The organism is Halobacterium jilantaiense (genome assembly GCF_900110535.1).
Lineage (GTDB): Archaea > Halobacteriota > Halobacteria > Halobacteriales > Halobacteriaceae > Halobacterium > Halobacterium jilantaiense.
Map to the genome: position 1 here is coordinate 1393033 of NZ_FOJA01000001.1, position 21929 is coordinate 1414961.

Below are 21929 nucleotides of genomic sequence, written 5' to 3' on the forward strand. Positions count from 1 at the left end.
TATTATATCTGGCGCTAGATGAACCCTGTGGATTCAGGCGATTAGGCTTGTAACCGAGGTGAAAGTGACCGACAGAATCGCAATACTGCGGCGACTTCTTGCTATTTGTTCAATCGGGGAGGACTATTGATTCGCCCAGTTGTCCCGCCATAGATACCTCAGAGAACTCGCTCCGGCCGCGGTCGCGGCTGATTCTCGGCGTCCAACTCTCCACTGAGGTACTGCTGTCCCCACGTCGTAATCTCGTAGACGTCCTCGTGCTGCCGCCACACCAGCCCGGCATCCGCGAGCATCTGCAGGCGCTCTCGAAGCCTCCCGCGAGACACCTGCATCTCTTCGAATCTCGGGTGCTGCGAGAGCATCCGCGGCGTCGACCAGTCCTGCTCGCCGAGGTGTTCCAGCAACCGTTCGTCCAGCTGCCGCATCCAGGTGGCCGTCTTTCTCATCGTTGGAGGGGAGGGGCGACTACGACTGCGCTTTCTCGCCGTTGCCGTTCGGGTCGTCGATGTCGTCGGCGTCGAGGTCGCCGTCGGAGTTACTGCTGTCCATGTCGTCATAATACTCTCTCACGAAATTCGACTGGATCGAACGGCGAGTCTTCACAGTCGGACCGAAGCTCCTCACAGACGGCTTCACTATCGATTCCTTCCTGTTCCAGGACCTGAAGACCCTCGACGAGCAGTGGTCGGAATGTCTCTTTGAACTCGTCGATTGTGCCGGCGATCTCTGAAGCTATCTCGACAAGCTGTCTCGTGTCTATCATGCGGGCGCGGTCGCCGTCGAACTTGATATACCTCAAATGCCCCAAGCAGTCACCGGGCTCTTCAGCAACTAAACGGCTGTAGAGGGTGAACAGGTCCCGGAGGCAGATTGCAACAAATTCCGGTTCGTCGGCCGCTGGTAGCTGAGTCATGAGGCGCAGTTCATGCCGCCCCATCGCGTAGTCCTCGGGGTCGACCGAGTCTGGATACTTGACCCAGATATCGAGGTCTCGGATGGCTAGCGACCTGGTTACAGTATAGTAGTCATCCGTGATGTTCTCGATGAAAGCCGGTCCCGACAGACGGTATTCACCCCCGTACGTGGCCAGTAGTTCAGCCCGGAGGTCCACTGCGTCGAGTGGCGAGTCCTCGTAGAGCCGGTTTGCAGATTCACACGCCTCCCTGCTGGAGCCACCGTCAGCATCGATCCGCAGGATGATGTCTCGGAGTAGTGTGCGAACTACCTGCTTGAATTCGCCGATAGTTCCGACCATCGCTGGATTTCCACTCAGCCGAACGTCGCCGTCCTCGATTTCGACCTCGGCGCGGCCGGTCGAGAAGTTGATTTCTCCGGATTCCTCCAAGAGCAGCCGCTCGTAGAGGTTCAGGAGACACTCTAAGCCGATGTGGGTCCACTGCTCGAACTCCTCGGCGTGGCCCTCTGGGGTCTTCCAGAACTCGACGTCGCTGTCCCGGACCATCCAGAACACGGCGTCGGACACTGCCGCGTAACTCGACCCGACGAGAATGCTGGAGTACTCCAGCGAGTGCTCGACTTCGCTGATTTCCAGCGCCACGACTACAACACTCGACCCGGCCGTGGCCGCGGCTGATGCCGCGCGTCGATTTCCCCGTCGAGGTACTGCTGGCCCCACGTCGTCACATCGAACCAGTTCTTCCCGGTCGTCGCAATCAGGCCGGCATCGGCGAGTTGGATACACCGCTCGCGAATCTGTCCGCGTGAAACCCCCATCTCATCGAACTGGGGGTTGTCCTCCATCAGCACCGGGTTCGATTCGCCGGCTTCGTGCAGGTGTTCGAGTATCCGTTCGTCCAGCGCTCGCATCCACGCGGCTTGCTTCCTGACCATCGTTAGACGACTGTTGGCGACTTTTCTCGCGTCCGGTGCTACGCGCCGTTCGTACTGCGCTCTGCCTGCTCGTCGGAAGAGTCCTCGCCCGCATCGCGGACGAACTGCCCGGAGCTCGCGTCGTACTCACCCTCGAGGTAGGCGCGGCCCTCGTCAGTGATGATGTAGACGCCGTCGCCGACGTTCCGGAGAAGCTCATGGTCCGCTAGTTTAGAGCATCGACGAGAGACCTGAGATTGGCCGACATGGACGTAGTCGTGCTTCGCAAGGTTCCCGACTTTCACGATACCGTCCTCGTCTTCTGCTGCGATTTCCAGAATTCGGTCATCTGGTGCAGACTGCCAACTACCGCTTCGTCTCATCAGTTGAATATTTCCATGGCAGAACCTAATCACCCGCAATAATTCTAATATCACTATATCTCTACTTCAGTACTAGCCGATGGATTTATGCATAGATGCTTCGTTGGGGGTAGATGCGAGACCGCTGGCTGGTCGTAGACGACTGTTGTCGGTAGGAGAGAACGGGACGTGTCCCAGCACGTCCCGAGGAGCGGTTTCGCCGTAGCAGCTATGACCGCGAAACCCTACGCGGGCCAGAAGGCCCGCACGACCAGAGACGCGTCGCTCCCCCAAGAATCCAGCGAGAACACGCCCTGCGACGACTGTGGTGTCCGGGACGCCGAGGGCATGAATCCCGCCGGGCGCTCGCTCTGCCGGCCGTGTGCGCGCCGAGAGCAGACGCTCGTCGCAGACGGCGGTGGAGTCGAGAGCGAGTTCTGTGACGCCATCACGGAAGCACGCGCTCGAATCCGTGACGAGCCAGCTCTCAGCGACCGGGTAACCGGCCGTGTGCTGGACATCCTCGCGAGCGCTGATGCAGGCCACAAGACGAAAGGCGACGTTCTCGAAGACCTCGCCGCGCAGTTCGAGCGCCGTCGCGACCAGGCGAAACTCGCAGAGAAGGAATTCGCCGCGCTCGACGAGAAACGAGCCGCGGACTTCCAGACCGGCCGCACTCTCGCGATGACCGACGCCCTCGCCGCCGTTCGTGCGGCACAGCGAGGTGAGGAAGATGACTGAGGCCTCCCTCGCGGACCTCTCGGCGTTCCAGCGCGACGTGCTGTGGACGCTCGCGAAGGACGGCGCGAGCAAGGGGCTGGCCGTCAAGGACTCCCTCGAATCCTACTACGCCGAGAACGTCAATCACGGCCGGCTGTACCCGAACCTCGACTCGCTCGTCGACCACGGTCTCGTCGCCAAGAGCCAGCGCGACCGCCGCACCAACGAGTACCAGCTCACCGACGCCGGCCGCGCCGCGCTCGCCGACCGCCTCGGCTGGCAGGACACCGAGGAGGTGCAGCCATGAACCGCGCGAACGCTCGCGACGAGTGGCGCGCAGCCGAACTCGCCGACGAGGGCGTGCTGTCCACCGCCACGACCGCGCTCGCAGTCGCTCGGCGTCGAGTCAACCACGCGGCGGCCGAGGGGGTGAGCTACGAGTGAGGCCCGAGAACCTCTCGCCGCGGCAAGCGTGGCAGCGGTATCTCGACCGCCGTCGACCCGAAACGACGGAGGAGTCGATGAAGACGTTCCACTATCGGCTGAAGCTCTTCGTCGAGTGGTGCGAGGCCGAGGGCATCGACGCGGTCTCCGAGCTGGGCGGCTGGGACTTCGAACGCTACGAGACCTACCGCCGCGGCCACGACCTCTCGCCGGTGACGCTCCGCGGCGAGATGCAGACGCTCCTGAACTTCGTGGAGTACCTGGAGCGCATCGAGGCCGTCGACGAGGGCACCAGCGACAAGATCGACCCGCCGGCGACGACGCGCGAGGAGGAGTCCAGCGACGAGAAGCTGGCCGCCGACGAGGCCCACCGGCTGCTGGACTACTACCGCGAGCACCAGCACGGCACGCGCCGCCACGTCCTGCTCGAACTGTTCTGGCACACCGGCGCGCGGATGGGCGCGATTCGTGGCCTCGACCGCCGCGACTTCGACGCCGACGACCAGTACATCGCGTTCGTCCACCGGCCGGATACCGGAACGACGCTGAAGAACAAGGCCCGCGGCGAGCGCCTCGTCTCGCTCTCCGACACCGTCACCGAGGCCGTTCAGGCGTACCTGCGGAATCCGAACCGCTGGGACAAGCGCGACGAGTACGGCCGCGAGCCGCTCGTCACGAGCCGGCAGGGACGCCTCTCGACGAACACCACGCGGCGCGTCTGCTACGAGATGACGCTGCCCTGCACGTACGGCGACTGCCCGCACGGGAAGGACCCGCGGGCCTGCGACTGGACGAACCCGAACAAAGCGAGCAAGTGTCCGTCCTCTCGGAGCCCGCACCGCATCCGCACCGGCTCGATCACGTGGCAGCTCAACTGCGGGCTGCCGCCCGCGGTGGTCTCGGAGCGCGTGAACGCCAGCCCCGAGGTGCTTCGAGACCACTACGACAAGGCCGCAGAGCGCGAGGAGATGGAAGAACGCCGTCGGTCGTTCAACAACCGACTCACCTTCGAGGAAGATGACTGAATCACCGCACCCAGAACGCGCTGCTGAACCGTGTGAAGAGGGCGAAAACCGCAGTGGTCCTAGCCCGCCCGAACCCACTATCTTACACGACCGCGAGAAACCGTTGGACCTCTCGCGTCGATCAGCTCGTGCGGTGAGAGCGGATTCGGACCCTGAAAGACGAACAAAGGGAGTCTTCCATCGGTAGGGAGCCGCCCGGACCCGTGAACGTCTCGCGGCGCTCCTCGACGAGTGTCGCGTATGCAGGGAGCCGATTGCGTGCCCGCTCGCCATCGCACGCGTTGTGTGGGTGCGCGCGCTCGGAGCATACACAGACGAGTAGTTGGGGGAAGCCGGTCGGTCGTCCGCGTCAGAATAGGCCGGCAGTGGTGAGGCGTCGAGATGCCACCTGCAAACGCGATTCGGCGGCCACGACTCACGCGGAGTTTAAGTGTGTAATCGAGGAAGGAAGCGTGCTAAATACACCCATAGCCGCGAAGTTACGAACCCGGGCGTGAGCGCCCGAGCCGCCCGCTACCCGTGACAACCACCAACACAATTTCGGTCGGGTTCGTCCCGAATTTAACACAAAGCATTTACCAGTCACGGGTGTTGTGTCGAACACCCCTACCCATGGTGCCAACTCTAGTACCGCCCTCCGTGGGCGAGAACGACGCAGGTGCCGAAACGCAGACCACAACACAACAATGACAAGCAATACAGACAAACTCCGCGCGGTCTTCCTGACGGCGCTGATGATCGGTAGCGTCTTCGCTGCCGGCGTCGCGTTCACAGGTGGAGCCGCTGCGGATGCGACCGGTGTCTCCGCCACTACCGTCGATCGGGAGGCAGGAGATACCACCACAGATGTAACAGTCAACTACGGGGCAGGCAACGACTCTGTCGCGTATGTGATTAGTGCCGACACGTCGTACGATTCAGGTACGGACCTGTACGCCAGTAGTGATTCCGCGGACGGAACTTCCACGACCTTCTCGGGTGTGGACGTTTCGAGCCTCGATGCTGGCACGTACAACGTCTACGCGGTTGCTAACAACACAACTTCGCCTACCAGCGAGCCTGCAGCCAGTGAGCCGACTGACGGCGACGACCTCACTTCGTGGTCGAACACTGACAACACGTTCGATATTCAGTCCCCTAGCGACGATACCTCGTTCAACGACGGTGGTATTGTCTTCCAGGGTCAGACGGCCTCCTACGACGCTGAAGCCGCTGACGGTGACTTCGGCTCGCAGAACGGATACACGCTCTACGAGCGGACGGACTCCAGCACCGGTGCGCCGGTCCGTGAGCTGAACGAGGACTCGGGCTGGGTCAACGCGACCACCTCGGGCCTCGACACTGGCACAACGTACTTCATCAGTAACAACGGCCAGAACCCGAGCAACGCGGACATCAACTTCACGATTCGAGAGCAGAACTTTGACGTGGCCTTCGACGGTGACGAAACCGCCAACGACGACACTGACATCGATGTCACCTTCGAGTCCACGAACCGTCAGAACGTCCGGTACAACGTCACCATCACGTCGGAGAACCTCGACGACAGCGAGCTCGAGGAAATCTTCGACGACCTCAGCGAGGATAACAGTGACTTCATCGCCAGTGACATTGACGTCAACGACGACGACGACGACGAGGACGACGGTATCGCTCTTAAGCTGCCGTCTGGCGGTGACGTGACCGCTGGCGCGAACTTCAGCACCATCGACGCCGGCGAGTACGAATTCAGCTTCGAAGTCAGCGACACCACGGCTTCCGACACCGAGACCCTCAACGTCACCGAGGCCGCCGAGGCCAACACCGAGTTCATTGACGTCGAGTCTGTCGCACGCGGCGACGTCTCCACGTTCAACGTCTCGCTGACCGGTACGAAGACGGCTACGCTCACCATCGGTACCCCGAGTCAGGGCTACCAGGCGAACGTGACCGTTCAGGACGGCAATGGTGACGGCTACGTCGCCTTCGACGCTAACACGTACAAGATGGCGGGTAAGTCCATCAACAGCAACGCGGACCTTGAGCCCGCGTTCAGCGTCGTCAACGACGACGACTCCATTGAGGACGTCGAGCTCGCAAACGGCCAGAACATTGAATCCCCGCTCGACAACGGGAACTACCGCACGACCGTTCGGTCCGGTCCGGACGCGAACAACACCGCAGACGACAAGAGCCGCCTGTCCATCACGGACAACACCGGCATCAGCGGTCAGAACATCTGGACGGCACCCGGCGCTATCGACAAGACCGAGGACGTTCTGGACGCGGCCACTCAGGACTCCTCGATTGTCAAGGGTGACTACATCGTTCACGAAATCCAGGCTCAGGGTATCTTCGGCATTCTCGCGGATGCCGACTCCGACCTGGGCGCTGTGATCTCCAACGGCGACCTTGACCTGAGTACGGTCCAGACCGACGACAGTACGCAGCTCAACCGCAACCAGAAGGAGATCAACTACAGTAGCGGAACCACCTACGAGACCGTGTCTGACGCCGAGAACAACACGCTGTACATCGCCGTCAGCACGGACAACCTCAACGTCACCCGTAACGGTGACAAGGTCACCGACAATCCGATTGACTTCGGTAACGACGTGTTCAACACGACCGTTACCCTGACCGAGAGTTCGGACCTCGTCGACGAGAACGTCTCGCAGTCCGCTGAATTCTCGGCAGAAGAGATCGACCACGGCCTCAATCAGGACACCTACAACCTGACGAACGCCGAGAACCAGACCATCACCGGCTACTCGAACGCCGCTGAGGGCACTGACTACAACATCCTCGTCGAGTCGACCAACACCGAGGGCGACGGCTTCATCGAGCCGACGAACCCGGCCACCGTCGACGCGGACGGCGAGCTTTCCGCTGAAATCGACCTCAGCGACGCTTCCGTTGGCGACGAGTTCGAGGTTGTACTCGAGGATCCGGACGCGGACACAGCCGACGATGCGTCGGGTACGATTGTCGAGGAAGCACCTACCCAGCCGACTGACTCGACCACGGACGAGCCGACTGACACGACCACGGACGAACCGACCGACACGACCACGGCCGAACCGACCGACACGACCACGGCCGAGTCGACGACCATGGAAGCCACTGACACCACCGAGGACACCGACTCCTCCGGCGGTGACATCCCCGGCTTCACGACTGGCATCGCGCTGGTCGCCATCCTCGGCGCTGCGCTGCTCGCTCTGCGCGAGTAACGCACGCTGAGTAACTCCGACTAACCTCGATTTTCTTTCGCGCGCCACGCTCGACAGCGACGGCGCTCGCGGCGATTGTGTGCGTCGAACCGCCGAGTAGTTGGGTGCCGTCCTGCTCGAAGCTCGCGTCTGGTAGCGTCCACACATCGGAGATGCTATCGATGGCGCGGTCCGCTGCAGCGAGTCGTCACCGAGCCGGATAGGCGACCCACATACCGCTGGGCTAGCAGACGCTGGTGAGCGCGACGAGCAACCACACCAGCGATACCAGCGTTGTGACGGGAGTGTCCTCACCCCCCAGATAGCACACACGCGCACCGCCGAACTGACGTACGAGTGATGCGGACGAACCGACGCGCCAGCAGGACCGTGGAGCAGCGTCACTCCGACCAGCTTCACTTTCACTCCGGTTGGGGTGGCTATTTGTGGGGCGGGGGACTCGTAACTGGTAATGGGCACAAGTCCGCCGAGTACTCCGCCTGCCGCTGAACGCCCCGCTACCGGGTCGTCGGACGACTCGCCTCCGGGCACCTGTCCGGAGTGTCGCGCAGCACTCAGAGCTTCGGACGTCCTCATCGAGTACGACGTCGACGGGCAGCGCGAGGCGTTCGCCGAGTGTCCCGCGTGCAGCGAGGTCGTGTCTCCGGTATGAATGCGTTGGCTCGCCTGAAACGAGCGTTCTCGGTGCAGTCGGAGACCACGACCGTCGTGGAGTGCCGGCACTGCGGCACGCCACTGCAGGCTGACGCCGAGTCCTGCCAGGAGTGTGGCTCGAGCGAGATAGCGCGGTACGAACTCTGATTGCGCCAGAGCCGAGGCGCGGACGACGCCTGACCAGCGATGAACAGTCATGTGCGTAGCGACGGAACCGGAAGCGACTCTGTAACTTTCTGCCGGCCGCCAGTGTTCGGACTCGATGGAGGTGGAGACACCGGACGCGTCGGGGGTCTGGGGCGCGCGGAGCGCGGCGGCCGCCGTGCTCCTCTCGACCGGCGTCGTCGCGCCGGGGGTCGTCCTGCCGGCGTACGCGAGGGCGGGTGCGACAGTCGTCCTCGCGTTCGGCGTCGCGCTGTCGACTCGGGCTCTCGCGTCCGCGCTGCTGGCGTTCGCCCGCCGGGAGCCGCCGAGGCCGCGTCCCGATGACGACCTGCCAAGCGTGAGCGTGGTGGTCACGGCGTACAACGAGGGCGGCGTGCTCGGGGCGACCGTCGAGGCGTGTCTCGCACTCGACTACCCCGCGGACGCCCTGGAAGTGGTCGTCGGCTACGAGGCGGCGTCGACGGACGGGACCGGGAGCGTCGCCCGGCGGCTCGCGGCCGACCACCGCCGCGTGGCCGCCGCCGAGCGTCCGGGCCCGCCGGGCGGGAAGGCCGCGGCGACGAATCACGCGCTGGACCACGCGACCGGCGACCTCGTGTTCGTGCTGGACGCCGACCAGCGCCCCGAGCCCGGTGCGCTCCGGCGTGCGGTTCGGTGGGTCCGGGACGACGACGTCTGGTGCGTGAAGGGGCGGTGCTTCGGAACGAACCCCCGGGAGTCGGTGCTGGCGCTCTGTGCGACCGTCGAGCGCGGCCTCGTCGAGCGCACGGAGTTCTACGTCCGCGACCTCGTCGGTGGCTTCGCGCTGTTCACGGGCGGGCAGGCGCTGTTCCGGACGGCGGCCCTCGAAGACCTCGGAGGCTTCGACGAGTCGCTGCTCATCGAGGACGTGGACATGGCGTACCGCATCCGGCGGGCCGGCGGCGAGATTCGAGTCGACCCCGGTGTCGTGACTCGGGAGACGAACCCCACGGGGCTGGCGGCGTGGTGGAGCCAGCGGCGGCGGTGGGCGCGCGGCGGGATGCAGGTCGCGCGCCGGCACATCGACCGGTCGCTGGCGTCGGGGCCGCCGCCGCTGCCCGCTCGCGCCGACTTCGCGGCGACGATGGCAGCCGTGGTCGCGCTCCCCCTCGTCGCGCTCGCAGCGCCGCTCGCGGCGGTCGCGCTGGCGGTTGCGCCCGGCCACTTCCCCGTCGACGGACCGGCAGCGTGGCTGTGGGCGTGGGTGGCGGTCGCCCCGGTGCTAGCGGCGTCGCTCCTGTTCGCGCTCGACGCGCGGGACGGCCGGCGACACGACCCCGTGGAGTCCGCGGCGGTGCTCTTGCTGTGGCCGTACGTCGGGCTGCAGGCGCTGGCGGTCGTCACTGCCTTCGTCGCGGAGTTCGTGCTGGACCGGGAGTCGGTGTACGTCACGAGCACGGCGTCGAGCGACGACTGACACCGGCAGTCTGCGGTGAACTGGAAAGTACGGTTTTGCAGTTGCCCGGTGAACGTTCGGACGCACATGGCTAGCAAGACGACCGGTACGAGGGCGAAGAGCACGGACTCGTCGCTGGAGCCGGAACTCCGGCGAATCGTGACGGAGGCCGTCGAGGAAGCCCACGACGAGGGCGTCGAACACGGGTCGTCCAGTCGAGGCGGGTCGGGACGCAGCAGTCTCCCGCTGCTGTTCGTCGCGGGCGCACTCGGCGTCGCGGCCGTCCTGCTGTGGCGGCGCTCGTCGCAGTCTGGCGACGGGGGCGGCGTCTCCGAGCACGTCCGTGAGACGGCCAAGGAGGCCGCCGAGCGAACCGACGAGGTGAGCGAAGCGGCCGCCGACCGCGTCGAGGAAGGCGGTGAGACGGTCGCCGAGCGCGCCGACGAAGTGAGCGAGCAGGCCGCCCAGCGCGTCGAGGAAGGCGGGGAGACAGTGGCCAGCGAGATGGATGACGCCGCGGAGTCCGGCGAGGAGAGCAGCAGCGCGGCCGGCAGGCAGTAGCGCGCTCCGGACGCTGCGTCCGTGTCGGTCGACGGCGTCGACGACGACCGCGTGACCGAGTCGGCGTCCGCGAACTGACCGGCGAACCGAGCCGCCGAGTCTCGTTTTCTCGCCCCGTCAGTCGTCGTTCCCGGGTAGCTGCTCGCGAGTGACGGCGACGCCGATGGCGGGGAGGTCGGACTCGCTGTACGTCTCCAGGTCGTCGACAGCGGGCGTGTGGAGGACGCGCCCGTCGTGGTCGAACCGGGAGCCGTGACACGGGCAGTCCCAGGAGTCCTCGCCGTCGTTCCACTCGACGCGACACCCCATGTGGGGACAGACCGCCGAGACCGTGTGGAGGTCGCCGCCGTCGTCGCGGTAGATGCCGACCGGCCCCTCGTCAGAGTCGACGACGCTCGCGTCACCGCGCTCTAGGTCGACCCGCGTGGTGATAGTCGAGGTGGCGAGGCGGTCCCCGAAGAACTGCCGCATCGCCGCCGTGTTGTGCTTCAGGACCTCCGGTGCCGAGGCGCGCGCGTTCAGCCGGGTCGGCTCGTAGACGTCCGCCCACGCGGACTCCCGGCCGAGAACCGAGTCCGCGAGGAGCAGCCCCGCGGCCGTGCCGTTCGTCATCCCCCAGCCGCCGAACCCCGTCGCGACGTAGACGTGGTCGGTCTGGGGCGCGAGCCGGCCGACGAACGGCACCCGGTCGACGGACGTGTAGTCCTGGGTCGACCACCGGTACTCGACCGACTCGACGTCGAACCGCCTGCGGGCCTCCCGCTCGACCGCCCGGTAGCGGCCGCGGCCGTCGCCCTCGTGGCCGGTCTTGTGGTTCTGACCACCGACCAGCACGAGCGACTCGTCGCCCGCCGGATGGGGCCGCACGGAGAAGTGCGGGTCCGTCGACCGGTAGTACATCCCCTCCGGAACGTCGCCCGCGAGGCGGACAGCGAGCACGTACGAGCGCTTCGGCTCCAGACGCGCGAAGTACAGCCCCCGGTCGTAGAACGGGAAGTTCGTCGCCACCACGACGTCGTCCGCCGCGAGTTCTCCGCGGTCGGTCTCCACGCGGCAGCGCTCGCCGCGCCCGACGTCGAACGCCCGCGTCTCCTCGAAGACGTACCCCCCCGTCCTCGGTGAGCGCCCGCGTGAGTTCGAGGAGATACTTCCGCGGGTGGAACTGCGCCTGGTCGTCGAACCGCACCGCCGCAGCGACGTCGTACGGCAACGGGGTCGACTCGGTGTAGGACGCCGGTAGCCCGAGCCGCCGGGCCGACGACACCTCGTCGCGGACGTCCTGCCTGCGGTCCGCGGTCTCGACGTACGTGTAGGCCGGCACGCGCTCGAAGTCGCAGTCGGTGCCGTGGTCTTCTACCATCGCCTGGACCGCCTCGATGGCGGACTGGTTGGCGTGCGCGTACTGTCTGGCGCGCTCGTCGCCGAACTGCTCGCGGAGGTAGTCGTAGACGAGGCCGTGCTGGGACGTGAGCTTCGCCGTCGTGTGCCCGGTCACGCCGTTCAGAATGCGGTCGCGCTCGACGACGGCGACCGTCTGGCCGGCCTCGGTGAGCTTCGACGCCGTCGTGATACCGGCGATGCCACCACCCACCACGACGGTGTCGACGCCCAGTCCGCCGTCCAGGGCCTCGTAGTCAGTTCCCGGCGTCGTCTCCAGCCAGATGGACCTGTGCTCGCCCGCGACGGCCGCGTCGGAGTCCTCGGAGTTCATGGTCAGTCGCCGGGGCTACGCCCAGCTAGTCGAGTCAATCGGGCGTGCTGTCGGTAAACGTAGTTCCGAGGTTGCCCACGGTTGGTTGTCGCTAGGCGACAGCTTCCACTGCGGCCCGGGACCGCGAAAACGCGGACCGGCAGGTAGGAGCGAGAGAAAATGCGTCGCCCGAGCGGGCGACCCGAAAGCGAGAAAGCGTTACTCGTCGAGCGTCCGGACGACAGTCTGTGAGTTGTTGCCCTCTGTGTAGGCAACTACACTCTCTCCTCCGGCACAGCTATCAGCAGACTGGCCGATTGTCGTGACATTGGTCCACTGACCGGTACAATAAATACCTTCAGTGTTCTGACCGAGCGACGTCAGTGTCACGTCGTACGAACTGGAGCCGTTGTTCTCGACCGTAACGCCGGCCTGCGCGTTCTGATTTACGCTGTCCCCGAAGCCGAGCACGAAGCTGGCGATGACCGCGGCGAGGATAACTGTGATTGCGACCATCAGGATGACGCCGATTACCGGCGACACCCCGCGGTCGTCCATGTCCATGCCCATGTCGTCGAAGAGGCTGATTTTCGTCATTTGTGTTTGTCCAGCCACGCCGACCGTACAGCAACCCTACCCGGGTTCGCCCTTCCGCGCCGGTCCACGTTCGTGGCTGAAGCGGAGTATAAGCCGAGCATACTTAAGCCCTCCCCCGGCTTAGCGCTAGCTTAACACGACACAGGACTGGCCTGAAACGCCCAGATACGGTAGATTTTCCCCCTCACAGGCACCAGCCAGAATACGTATCAGTGCGTTCAGCTATCGCTGAGTCGGTACGCGCCCCACACCATCGCCCGGTGTGGCACTTCCTTCAGGCACGGCGAGAAGACGGATGTACCGACGGCCGCCGGCCTGTCGACCCGGGCGTATTGGTCGACCGACGCGGCGCTGAATCTGATGGCGAGACCTGTCCCGATTCGAAACCCTTTTTTCTGCAACCGCCGTCACTCCGAGTGCGAGCCGCCTTAGCTCAGACTGGGAGAGCACTCGACTGAAGATCGAGCTGTCCCCCGTTCAAATCGGGGAGGCGGCATATTCTACGACTCCGAGCGATAGCGAGGAGTCGCAGAAACGATGCCGACACGATTTGAGCTCGTGAGTCGCGCGCAGCGCAGCGAGCGCGTCGCACGGTGTTCAAATCGGGGAGGCGGCATTCTTGCTTCCGCACACCGACACGACGAGTACCAGCTGAGGATCGAGCTGTCCTCCGTCCCCGCGAGCGAAGCCAGCGGGGGCTCGGACGACGCAGCGCGAACGTAGTGACTGACCATCGTCCAACGCTCAAATCGAAGCGGCGGCAATCTCGAACGGGTCACCTGTCAGGTGTCCTCGTTGGCTTCGCTAACCGCGGAACCACTCCTCGCGAAAGCGTGGGGAACCATTCCGGGGCTCCCCTCGGTCGTGCCCGCCGGAACTGCTCTCTCCTTCGCTCGTCGCGGTGTGTTACTCGGCGCGGTCGCGAGTCGCAACGTTTTCACGAGTCATTCATCGAGGAGAGGGCGTGCAGCGGGTGATTCGAGCCGTCGGGTACGTCCTGTTGCTCGCCACAGCGACAGGGCTGCTTGGGGGCGTACTCGTCGAACCGACAGACGTCTCGTTCGCCCGCGTGGGGTTCACTGGGAGTCTGGTGGTTGCTGGGGCTGTAACTGCAGCCGTCGAGCGCCGGGCCACGTTCGATAGCCTCGCCGCCACACCCCTCGAGCCGAGTGACGCTGCCGACGCCTTCGCGGTCGTAGGCGCGGCCGGCCTCACGTACGTCCTGAGCGTTCACGCGAGCTTCGGACCCGTCCTCGCGTCGGCGCTCGTCGGCGTTGCTGCTGGCGTCGGCACTCCCGACGTCGATACCGCCGCGTACTGTGGGTCGTTCGTCGGCATGGCGTCGCCGACGGTGTTCCCCTCTGTCGGCCTCGTGTTCGCGGCAGGCCTCGTTTCCGGAGCAGCGTTCGTCGCCGCGAGAGAGTCGTTCGTCGGATTCGGCGGTAAGCTCGGTACGCTTGCGCTGTTTGGATGCAGCACGACCGGGCTGCTGTTGGGTATCGATTACGCTAGTACAGCCGGAGTGCAGTGGGGCTCCGCCGCGATCACGGTGCCGGTAGCCGCCGTCGCTGCCGTGACTACCGCCGCTTTGAGCGTTCGCTGCGGACTCGGCGCAGTTGTCGGGTCGGCGCTGGTCGGCCTCGTGGCGGGGTTCACGTTGCCGGTCGTCGCACCGGACGTCGGTGGGCTGCTGGCGACTGTCGCGTTCTGTGCATCCTTCGTCGGAATGTCGACGCGCGAGCGACTGGGGAGCGAGGCCCGGGTCGGAGTCGCTGGGGGGCTGTGTGGCCTCGTCTTCATCCTCGTCGCTCCAGCGTTCGCCGGTGCAGGCGGGAAACTCGGCACGACCGCCTTTATCTCGTGTCTGGCGCTGGCAGGCACCGACCGACTCGTCACTCGGGTGGGTGACCGGTTCGGGATGTCCGGGTAACGGCCGCCAATGCGAGCTGCGAGCGCTGACCTGACCGCTCGGGCTTCCGTTCCGACGACGCAACCGTTCGTGGTCAGCCAGCAATCGACACCGAGACGCCGTGAGACTGGGACTCATAGCGCGGCGAAGCGAGCACGTCTCGCGACATGCAAATCGAGGGCGGCGTGACTCGGAGTGGCGGATTTCGGGTGGAGCGTCGGCGGCGCGAACGACCAGTCAGTCGTCGGTGGCGCGCTGCGCCACCGGCGGCTCGTCGCTGGACTGCACGGCGGGCCGCCACTCGAGGTCGCCGCTGTAGTGGAACGCGGTGTGGTCCCGGGTGGGGTCGACGACCGTCAGCGAGAGCCAGTCGTTGTCGAGGAGCGTCCGCACCGCGTCCACGTCCGCGAGGGTGTCGGTCACGCGGTCGACCGGTGCGTGTACGACTGCCTCGAGTCGAATCGGCTGGTGGTAGGGCGTGTCGTCGTCCCGGCGGACCGACTGGAGCGGGAGGCCGGTCTCGGCGTCGCCGCCGTTCCCCTGGTAGACGCCGACGTTCCCGACCGGGTTCTGGGTGACCTTCGACCCGCTCCCGTAGACGTCTGGGTCCACGGTCGCGAAGTAGTACTGGCTGTTGATCCACTGCCCGACGACCAGCGGTCCGGAGAAGATGGCGGCGAGCGCGTCGCCGTCCGGGTCCGTCCGCCAGTCGTAGGAGTGGAGGAACGCGCGACCGTCGAGGTCGAGGTCGGCGGTGAGGTCGCGGGGCCCCACGACGAAGCCGGCGTTCCCGGCGAGCCCCCACTCGGGCCGGGTTTCGGCCCAGTCGCCCGCGCGCCGGTCGACCGTCTCGACCGGGTCGTCGCTGCCGGCGCGTTCGGCGGCCGCGGACTCGCGAGCGGCGGCGAGGTCCTCGCGGACCGCAGCGAGGTCTTCGGCGTGAGTCTCCGGGACGTGGCGGTCGTAGAGGTCGACCTCGTCGGTCGTGGTGTTGTGTTCGCCGGCGACGAAGACCGTGTCGGCGGGGATGTCGATGCCGCGGTCGCGGAGGCGCTCCCGGACCGCGTCCTCGTTGCAGATGGCGGCGAGCACGCGCGCACTGGGGCCGCCGGGGTTGCCGGCGCACGCACCGCAGTCCAGGGCGGCGTCGAAGGGGTTGTTCGCGGTCTCGCTGGCGTGCCCGACGAAGGCAACGACGCGGGCGAACGTCTCCCAGCCGAGCAGGTCGGCGGCCGTCGCGGCGTACTCGACTTTCTCCTCGAGGGTGAGTCCGGCGGGCAGGTCGCCGTCGCCACCGTCGGCGGCGTCGAGCGCGGGGTCACAGAACTCGTGGGTGTCGGGGACGCGGTCGTCGGCGGCGTCGAGGAACCCGTGGACAGAACCCGGACCGAGCGTGCGCGCGGCGAGCGCGGCACCGTAGGCGGCCCCGGTGCTCTCCACGAAACTGAACGCGGTCGCGGCGTTCGTCTTCAGCGCGTCGATCATGTCCCGGCCCGTGTCGAGGACGCCGGTCCAGCGGTCGTGCGTCTCCCGGGTGGTGGCGTGGTCGTCGGCCGGGTCGTCGGCGACGTAGTGGGCGGCGTCGACGATGGGCGGGCACGCGTCGACGGTCGTGGTCTCACCGTAGCCCTGGTAGCGCATCGGGACGCCGAAGAAGCCGGCGTACCCGTGAGTCTCGTAGTCGCCGGCGGCCTCGACGTGCCGCCGAATCACTTCCGACCGCGTGTCGATGCAGAACACGAACTGGGCCGCCGGTCGGTCGCCGGCGTCCGGGTCCCGGTCGGCGCTGGCGTCGGCGACCGCGTCGACGAGGTCCCCGCGGTAGGTCGCCTCCCACGCCCGCAGCCAGGCGTCCGCGAGCGGCCGGTCGTCGGACGCCTCGCAGCCATCGCCGTCGCCGTCGGGGACGAGCGGGGCGTCGAAGCAGTCCGCGAGCGCGAGGCGCACGGCGACGTACCCGGTGAGCGAGATTGGGTGTTCGGCCTGCCAGTCGCTGCCGTCGCGGACGCGGTTGTTGACGAGCGCGGCCCATCCGGGGAGCGCAGCGAGGTGGTGGCGGAAGGCGTCGGGCCACCGGTCCTCGTGGTGGTCCGCGAGCAGGCTCCGGATGGCGTCGACGGGGTCGTCGGGGAGCGCCGCGAGCCGGTCGGCGTCGGGAATCTGGCTGTCGTGGCGGGCGACGGCCCGAACCGCCTCGTAGAAGCCGCGCTCGCGGTTCGGCATCGGCCAGTGGGCCTTCCCTTCGTCCAGGAAGGCGGCGAGCCACTTCGCGAACGCCCGGTCGACGCGGGCGTCGGCTGCCGACGTCCGGGAGGCGTCCGCGTCGCGGTCGGTGGCTTCGAGTTCGTCGAGGAGCGCCTCCGGGTCGCGGTCGTAGCCGGCGTCCTCGAGTTCCCTCGCGAGACAGTCCGAGTCGATGCGGCCGTCGCGCCACGCGCGCCGGAGGACAGCGGCGGCCGGGTAGCCGTCGGCCCCGAAGCGGCGTTCGCCCTCCCGGACGGCTTCGTGGAACGGCCGGTCCTCGAACCCGGCGAGCGGGTTGGCAGTCACGAACGAGTGCAGCGGCCACGCGCGGCCGACATCGGCGGCGGCGGCCCTGACGGCGTCTTGGACGTCGATTTCAGTGCTCATTGTGGTCCTCCGTGGGAGACAGCAGGGTGTGGGTCGGTGGCTGCGTGGCGTTGACGAGGCGCACGTAGAGCCGGTCGCTGACGCGGTACGCGCCGGTCTCGATGGCGACGTACGTCGCGAGGAAGGCGGTCGCGATGAGGGCGTGGACGACAGTCAGGTCGGCCGGTGCGACGGCGACCGGGCTGCCGGCGAGCAACCCCTCGACGGCGGTGTAGGTGAGGGCGTACACCGCGACGCTCGGCAGGAAGACGAGCGGGGCGGCCGCGTACCGGTAGGTCGCGGGGACGCTGGTGCTGCGGAGCGCCGCGCGGGTGGCGTGCATCGTCGTCAGCACGACGAGGCCGGCGAGCAGGAGGCCGGCGTCCACGTGGAGGCCCTTCCCGGTGATACCGGCGAAGACGGCACCACCGACGAGGCCGGTGACCACCGTGGCGGCGGCGCGGACCGGCCCGGTGCCAGTGGTCTCGTGCGCGGTGTCGGCGGGGGCGGTGTGTTCGACCTCCTCGCCGACTGAGAGGAACAGGTAGGCCTTGTAGCAGCCGTGGAGCACGAGGTGGGCGACGGCGGCGGCGAAGAATCCGAGGCCGACCTGCAGGAGCATGAACCCCATCTGGCCGACCGTCGAGCAGCCGAGCCTGGTCTTGGCGTCGACCTGCACGGACTTCAGGAGCTTCCCGGTGAGGGCGCTGACGGCACCGACCGCAGCGACCACGAGCAGGACACTTGCGTCCGCGGTGACGACCGGCGCGAACCGGACGAGGAGCACGCCGCCGGCGTTCACGAAGCCGGCGTGCATCAGCGCGGACGCTGGGGTGGGGGCCGTCATCGAGGACAGCAGCCACGTCTGGAAGGGCACCAGCGCGGACTGCACCATCGCCGCGAGCAGGAGCGCCCCGGCGGCCGTCAGGAGGACAGGGTCGGGGAGCGTATCGGCGGCCGCGGTCGCGCCGGAGACCGTCGTCGCACCGGTCTGCCACGCGAGCACAGCGGCGGCCACGGCGACGAGCGCGGTGCTGGCGAGGAAGTACCGGCGGGCGAGGCGGCCGGCGGCCGCAGCCTGGGGCCAGTCGGCACCCCCGTGGCCGATGAGGGCCGCCATCGACAGCCCCATCGCGAGCCACGCCGCGACGAACAGCAGCAGTGCGTCGGCCGCGACGAGGACGAGCACGGCGAGTGTGAACGCGAGCGTCAGCCCGAAGAAGCGTCCGAGGGCGCGGTCACCGGCGAGGTACCGGCGGGCGTAGCTGTGCACGATGCCGCTGAAGAACGTGACGGCCACCCAGAGCACGACCGTCAGGCCGTCCACGGCGAACGGGCCGGCGGTCACGGCTCCGTCCCGGACGAACGCGGCGAGCGCGACGAGGCTGCCGAGCCAGAGCAGCCAGACGAGCCGCGTCACCGCGAGCGGGAGGCGGGCCGGGTCGCGCGGTGGTGCGTCGAGCGGTCCGACAGTCGTCGTCGAGTCGTCTCCTGTCATCGTTTGCGGTCGGTCGGCGGCGGAGCGAGGCGAGAACGGCGCGTGCACTCGCCGCCGGCCACTACCAGCTATTCGAACGTAGTGGTTGTTAAAGCTGTCTGAAGCTACCACTTCGTTCGTGCTTGTGCGAATAAGGACCGTATTGTTCTTTGAGCCGCGCTTACTCTTCGTTCGCGCCGTTCGTGTCGAAGCGCCCGAACGGCGTCGTCTCGTGGCTGCGCACGAGCACCTCGTCGGCGACGGTCAATCCCATGTCGAGGAGCGCCTGCGCGACCGGCGTGATGTCGTCGTCGGACCGCCCCACGGCGGTCACGAGGAGGTTCTGCTCGCCGGTCACCAGCTCTTGGACCGACACCACGCCGTCGATGTCGAGGATGTCCTCGATCAGGTCCCCGCGTTCGGGGATCGACGCCGTACAGAACAACAGCATCCGGAGCGGATACCCCGACTCGTCGTAGTCCACGTCGGCGCTGTACCCCTTCACGACGCCGTCCGACTCCAGGCGTTGAATTCGCTTCCGGACGGCGCTGTCCGAGATGCCGGCCCGGTCGGCGATGTCGGCCGACGACGCGTTACGCGCGTCGGCCTGGAGGGCGTACAGGATGGCGCGGTCGACGTCGTCGAGCGTTCCGTCGTCCATGCGTCGGCGTTCGAGCGGCCGGTACTTACGTTTGCAGGACCCGCGGCCGACCGCTGAATCGGCGACGAGCCGGCTCGAACGGTCGCCTTACGCAGAGTTCGGTGAGGTTTCTGCAGACACCGGCCCGATTAACAATCAGGGGCGGGCGGTAACAGTGAGACGCATGGCCCAACAGATGCAAGCAGAGCGGTCGAAAGATGCCGCCGAACGAACCGGACGAGACCCATTCGTCGTCGCCGCGCTGGCGTCCATCCCGCTGTCGTGGTACTACTTCTTCGGAAAGAAGGACCGCGAGCGGGGAATCCTCGTCGGGCTCTGGGCTCCGACGCTGCTGGCGTTTGGGAGCTACTTCCGGCAGGCGCGGATGCACGAGATGATGGAACGCAGTTCGAGCAGCCTCGTCAGTCGCGTGCAGCGGGTCGTCGAACAGTAGACTGGGACGCGGCTAGCGCCGCGCGCCGGAGCGGTGCGTGGCGACGCGCCAGTCCAGTTCCGACCATTGCTTCTCGCCGCCGAGTAGGCTGCGGCCCGGAACCGACAAGCGACGACTTACTATCGGTATCGCCGTGCAACGGAGGGGAACGATGGCTTCACAGCCGAACGTCGTCGTCGTGGTCGCCGACACGACCCGGGTCGACGACGCCTACGACGCAGCGGTCGCCCCGACACTCGCGGACCTCGCCGACTCGGGGACGCGGGCGACGCGAGCGTTCTCCGCGGCACCCTGGACGCTCCCCTCGCACGCGTCGATGCTCACTGGCACGCACACGTCCCGGCACGGCGCGCACGCGGGCCACGAACGCCTCGACGGCGACCTCCCGGTGCTCCCGGAGTGTTTCCGGGCCGCCGGCTACGACACCGTCTGCGTGTCGAGCAACACGTGGCTGAGCGTCGAATCGGGCTTCGGCCAGGGGTTCGGCGAGTTCGAGCAGACCTGGCAGGCCGTCCAGTCGGAGAACGCGCTCAGCGAACTCGTCGACGAGACCGAAGAGCGCCGGCTCCGGGCTGTCGGCCGGCGGCTCTTCGACGGCAACCCCGTGGCGAACGCGGCGAACGTCCTCTACCGGCTGCTCGTGCGCGGGCGGTCGGACGACGGCGCGGCGCGCGCCACGTCGTTCGTCGAGGACTTGCTCGCCGGCCGGGACGGCGACGACCCCTTCTTCCTGTTCGCGAACTACCTCGAACCGCACCTGGAGTACCGGCCGCCGCGCCGGCTCGCCGAGGAGTTCCTGCCGCCGACGGCGTCCTACGAGGCGGCGATGGACGTGCCCCAGGAACCCTGGGCGTACCTGGCCGGCGGCGTCTCGCTCTCGGAGTCGGACCTGGCGATGCTGCGCGGGCTCTACCGGGCCGAAATCGCGTACGTCGACGAACAGCTCGCGGCGCTCAGGGAGGCACTGCGGGCGGCCGGCGAGCTGGCGAACACGGTGTTCGTGGTGACGGCCGACCACGGGGAGAACATCGGCGACCACGGGCTGATGGACCACCAGTACTGCCTCTACGACTCGCTGGTCCACGTCCCGCTCGTGTTCTCCGGCGGCAGTTTCGAGGGCGGCGGCGACCTGACGGAGCTCGTGAGCCTCGTCGACCTCGCGCCGACGCTGCTCGACGCGGCCGGCATCGACGCGCCCGCGGCCCGCGAGTCGTTCCAAGGCGTCTCCGTCCACCCGGACGCGGACACCGAACCGAGGGAGTTCGTGGTGAGCGAGTACGCCGAGCCGCAGCCGTCGATGGCCGCGCTCGAACGCAATCTCGGGCGTGTGCCTGACGACCTCCGCGTCCACGACCGGTCGCTGCGCGCGGTCCGGACGGACGCCCACAAACTCGTCTGGGGGTCAGACGGCTCGCGAGCGCTCTACGACCTGGACGCCGACCCGGGTGAGACGACGGACGTGGCTGTCGACCGGCCGGCGGTCGTCGACGACCTGACGGCGACCCTCGACGACTGGCTGGCGTCCTTCGAGCACGCGGACGCCGACGGGCCGGTGACCATCTCCGGGGACCGCAAGGACCGGCTGGAACAGCTCGGGTACCTCCAGTAGGCCGCGAGAAGTGCCGTAGCCCCGGCTTACCGGTCGTCAGAACGCGGCACGCGGCGACTCGTCGGAGCGCGACCGGTCGGCGCGGAGAATCAGTCGGAGTTCGAGACGGCGTCGAAGTCCTCTTCGGCGACGTGAGCCGGGTTCGCGTCGTCGCCGCGGAAGCGTTCGGCGAGGAGCGCGCGCCACTCGGCGGCCGGTGGGAGCGGCGTGTTGTCGAACAGCGAGGTGTCGTCGGGGGCGCGGAAGACGGCGATGAGCGACCACATCGTGCAGGCGGAGAACGACCCGAGCGCGGAGAACTCCATGCCGAGCGTGAAGAACGTCATCGAGTAGACGCCGCCGATGAGCATCGAGGGGATGCTCGTGGCGCGCGGAACGCGGGCGGCGGCGTCCCGGAGCGTCGGGTAGAGGAAGATTACGGAGGTCATGCTGCCGACGAGGAAGACGATGTCCTGCCACATCATCGGCACTCACTCGTGAACTCAGCCGTAGTCAGTTGGGGGTGGTACTCCATACAGTAGGCACAGCCTGCAACCCTAAGTATAGATTGGTT

22 protein-coding genes, 1 tRNA gene and 1 pseudogene are annotated in these 21929 nt (G+C 67.0%); 13 read left to right on the forward strand and 11 right to left on the reverse strand.

All coding sequences use genetic code 11. From position 1 onward, the window contains the following. Positions 1 to 158: 158 nt before the first annotated feature. The 4 genes from BMW35_RS07195 to BMW35_RS07210 form a co-directional block, all read right to left on the reverse strand. The gene (locus tag BMW35_RS07195; protein ID WP_089668689.1) at positions 159 to 446 is read right to left on the reverse strand and encodes a hypothetical protein; all 288 of its coding nucleotides are present in this window, start codon (positions 444 to 446) and stop codon (positions 159 to 161) included. 107 nt (positions 447 to 553) lie between these two features. Continuing rightward, positions 554 to 1558 carry a hypothetical protein gene (locus tag BMW35_RS07200; RefSeq protein WP_089668690.1) on the reverse strand — a complete coding sequence of 335 codons (1005 nt, stop codon included), beginning with the start codon at positions 1556 to 1558 and terminating at the stop codon, positions 554 to 556. A 2-nt stretch (positions 1559 to 1560) separates the two neighbouring features. Next, entirely contained in the window at positions 1561 to 1851 is a 291-nt protein-coding gene (locus BMW35_RS07205; protein ID WP_089668691.1) for a hypothetical protein, read from the reverse strand. A 38-nt stretch (positions 1852 to 1889) separates the two neighbouring features. Then, the gene (locus tag BMW35_RS07210) at positions 1890 to 2213 is read right to left on the reverse strand and encodes a helix-turn-helix domain-containing protein (RefSeq protein ID WP_089668692.1); all 324 of its coding nucleotides are present in this window, start codon (positions 2211 to 2213) and stop codon (positions 1890 to 1892) included. A gap of 210 nt (positions 2214 to 2423) precedes the next feature. Here BMW35_RS07210 and BMW35_RS07215 point away from each other — a divergent pair, with 210 nt between their 5' ends. From BMW35_RS07215 to BMW35_RS07245, 9 genes are all read left to right on the forward strand, one after another. After that, positions 2424 to 2933, forward strand: a complete 510-nt coding sequence (locus BMW35_RS07215; protein ID WP_089668693.1) for a hypothetical protein — start codon at positions 2424 to 2426, stop codon at positions 2931 to 2933. After that, positions 2926 to 3219, forward strand: a complete 294-nt coding sequence (locus BMW35_RS07220; RefSeq protein ID WP_089668694.1) for a PadR family transcriptional regulator — start codon at positions 2926 to 2928, stop codon at positions 3217 to 3219. Before BMW35_RS07215 ends, BMW35_RS07220 begins: the two co-directional genes overlap by 8 nt. Next, positions 3216 to 3356: a hypothetical protein gene (locus BMW35_RS15550; RefSeq protein ID WP_177170795.1), complete on the forward strand. Its 141-nt coding sequence runs from the start codon at positions 3216 to 3218 to the stop codon at positions 3354 to 3356. Before BMW35_RS07220 ends, BMW35_RS15550 begins: the two co-directional genes overlap by 4 nt. 77 nt (positions 3357 to 3433) lie before the next feature. Continuing rightward, positions 3434 to 4381 carry a tyrosine-type recombinase/integrase gene (locus BMW35_RS07225; protein WP_089668695.1) on the forward strand — a complete coding sequence of 316 codons (948 nt, stop codon included), beginning with the start codon at positions 3434 to 3436 and terminating at the stop codon, positions 4379 to 4381. Positions 4382 to 5067: 686 nt separating this feature from the next. Further along, positions 5068 to 7593, forward strand: coding sequence for a DUF7827 domain-containing protein (locus tag BMW35_RS07230; protein ID WP_089668696.1), 2526 nt, complete (start codon positions 5068 to 5070; stop codon positions 7591 to 7593). Positions 7594 to 8044: 451 nt separating this feature from the next. After that, entirely contained in the window at positions 8045 to 8245 is a 201-nt protein-coding gene (locus BMW35_RS16070) for a DUF7837 family putative zinc-binding protein (RefSeq protein WP_089668697.1), read from the forward strand. After that, a complete protein-coding gene (locus tag BMW35_RS15555; protein WP_177170796.1) occupies positions 8242 to 8394 on the forward strand; it encodes a zinc-ribbon domain-containing protein in 153 nt (50 codons plus the stop codon). The genes BMW35_RS16070 and BMW35_RS15555 overlap by 4 nt, the downstream gene beginning before the upstream one ends. Before the next feature lie 115 nt (positions 8395 to 8509). After that, a complete protein-coding gene (locus BMW35_RS07240; protein WP_089668698.1) occupies positions 8510 to 9850 on the forward strand; it encodes a glycosyltransferase family 2 protein in 1341 nt (446 codons plus the stop codon). 66 nt (positions 9851 to 9916) lie between these two features. Further along, positions 9917 to 10390, forward strand: coding sequence for a YtxH domain-containing protein (locus tag BMW35_RS07245; protein ID WP_089668699.1), 474 nt, complete (start codon positions 9917 to 9919; stop codon positions 10388 to 10390). A gap of 117 nt (positions 10391 to 10507) precedes the next feature. Here BMW35_RS07245 and BMW35_RS16040 read toward each other — a convergent pair whose 3' ends face one another. From BMW35_RS16040 to BMW35_RS16015, 3 genes and pseudogenes are all read right to left on the reverse strand, one after another. After that, the gene (locus BMW35_RS16040; protein WP_394327262.1) at positions 10508 to 11002 is read right to left on the reverse strand and encodes a Rieske 2Fe-2S domain-containing protein; all 495 of its coding nucleotides are present in this window, start codon (positions 11000 to 11002) and stop codon (positions 10508 to 10510) included. A gap of 21 nt (positions 11003 to 11023) precedes the next feature. Further along, a pseudogene (locus tag BMW35_RS16010) lies at positions 11024 to 12101 on the reverse strand (NAD(P)/FAD-dependent oxidoreductase); the annotation flags it as partial. A gap of 198 nt (positions 12102 to 12299) precedes the next feature. Next, positions 12300 to 12677, reverse strand: coding sequence for a type IV pilin domain-containing protein (locus tag BMW35_RS16015; protein ID WP_089668700.1), 378 nt, complete (start codon positions 12675 to 12677; stop codon positions 12300 to 12302). 422 nt (positions 12678 to 13099) lie between these two features. Between BMW35_RS16015 and BMW35_RS07260 the strand changes: the two genes are divergently transcribed. Beyond that, positions 13100 to 13173: transfer RNA gene (locus BMW35_RS07260), tRNA-Phe, on the forward strand. Between the two features lie 468 nt (positions 13174 to 13641). Continuing rightward, positions 13642 to 14607 carry a hypothetical protein gene (locus BMW35_RS07265; RefSeq protein WP_089668701.1) on the forward strand — a complete coding sequence of 322 codons (966 nt, stop codon included), beginning with the start codon at positions 13642 to 13644 and terminating at the stop codon, positions 14605 to 14607. Positions 14608 to 14823: 216 nt separating this feature from the next. On the opposite strand, the gene BMW35_RS07270 is transcribed toward BMW35_RS07265, so the two are convergent. The 3 genes from BMW35_RS07270 to BMW35_RS07280 form a co-directional block, all read right to left on the reverse strand. Next, positions 14824 to 17217: a DUF2309 domain-containing protein gene (locus BMW35_RS07270; RefSeq protein WP_089668702.1), complete on the reverse strand. Its 2394-nt coding sequence runs from the start codon at positions 17215 to 17217 to the stop codon at positions 14824 to 14826. Further along, positions 17207 to 18694: a proton-conducting transporter transmembrane domain-containing protein gene (locus tag BMW35_RS07275; protein ID WP_089668703.1), complete on the reverse strand. Its 1488-nt coding sequence runs from the start codon at positions 18692 to 18694 to the stop codon at positions 17207 to 17209. Before BMW35_RS07275 ends, BMW35_RS07270 begins: the two co-directional genes overlap by 11 nt. A gap of 160 nt (positions 18695 to 18854) precedes the next feature. Further along, positions 18855 to 19334 carry an Lrp/AsnC family transcriptional regulator gene (locus BMW35_RS07280; protein WP_089668704.1) on the reverse strand — a complete coding sequence of 160 codons (480 nt, stop codon included), beginning with the start codon at positions 19332 to 19334 and terminating at the stop codon, positions 18855 to 18857. Positions 19335 to 19488: 154 nt separating this feature from the next. Between BMW35_RS07280 and BMW35_RS07285 the strand changes: the two genes are divergently transcribed. Continuing rightward, complete coding sequence (locus BMW35_RS07285; protein WP_394327256.1) at positions 19489 to 19767, forward strand: hypothetical protein; 279 nt, start codon at positions 19489 to 19491, stop codon at positions 19765 to 19767. Positions 19768 to 19918: 151 nt separating this feature from the next. Beyond that, positions 19919 to 21376, forward strand: a complete 1458-nt coding sequence (locus BMW35_RS07290) for a sulfatase family protein (RefSeq protein WP_089668705.1) — start codon at positions 19919 to 19921, stop codon at positions 21374 to 21376. Between the two features lie 89 nt (positions 21377 to 21465). On the opposite strand, the gene BMW35_RS15560 is transcribed toward BMW35_RS07290, so the two are convergent. After that, a complete protein-coding gene (locus tag BMW35_RS15560; protein ID WP_177170797.1) occupies positions 21466 to 21840 on the reverse strand; it encodes a hypothetical protein in 375 nt (124 codons plus the stop codon). Positions 21841 to 21929 lie beyond the last annotated feature (89 nt).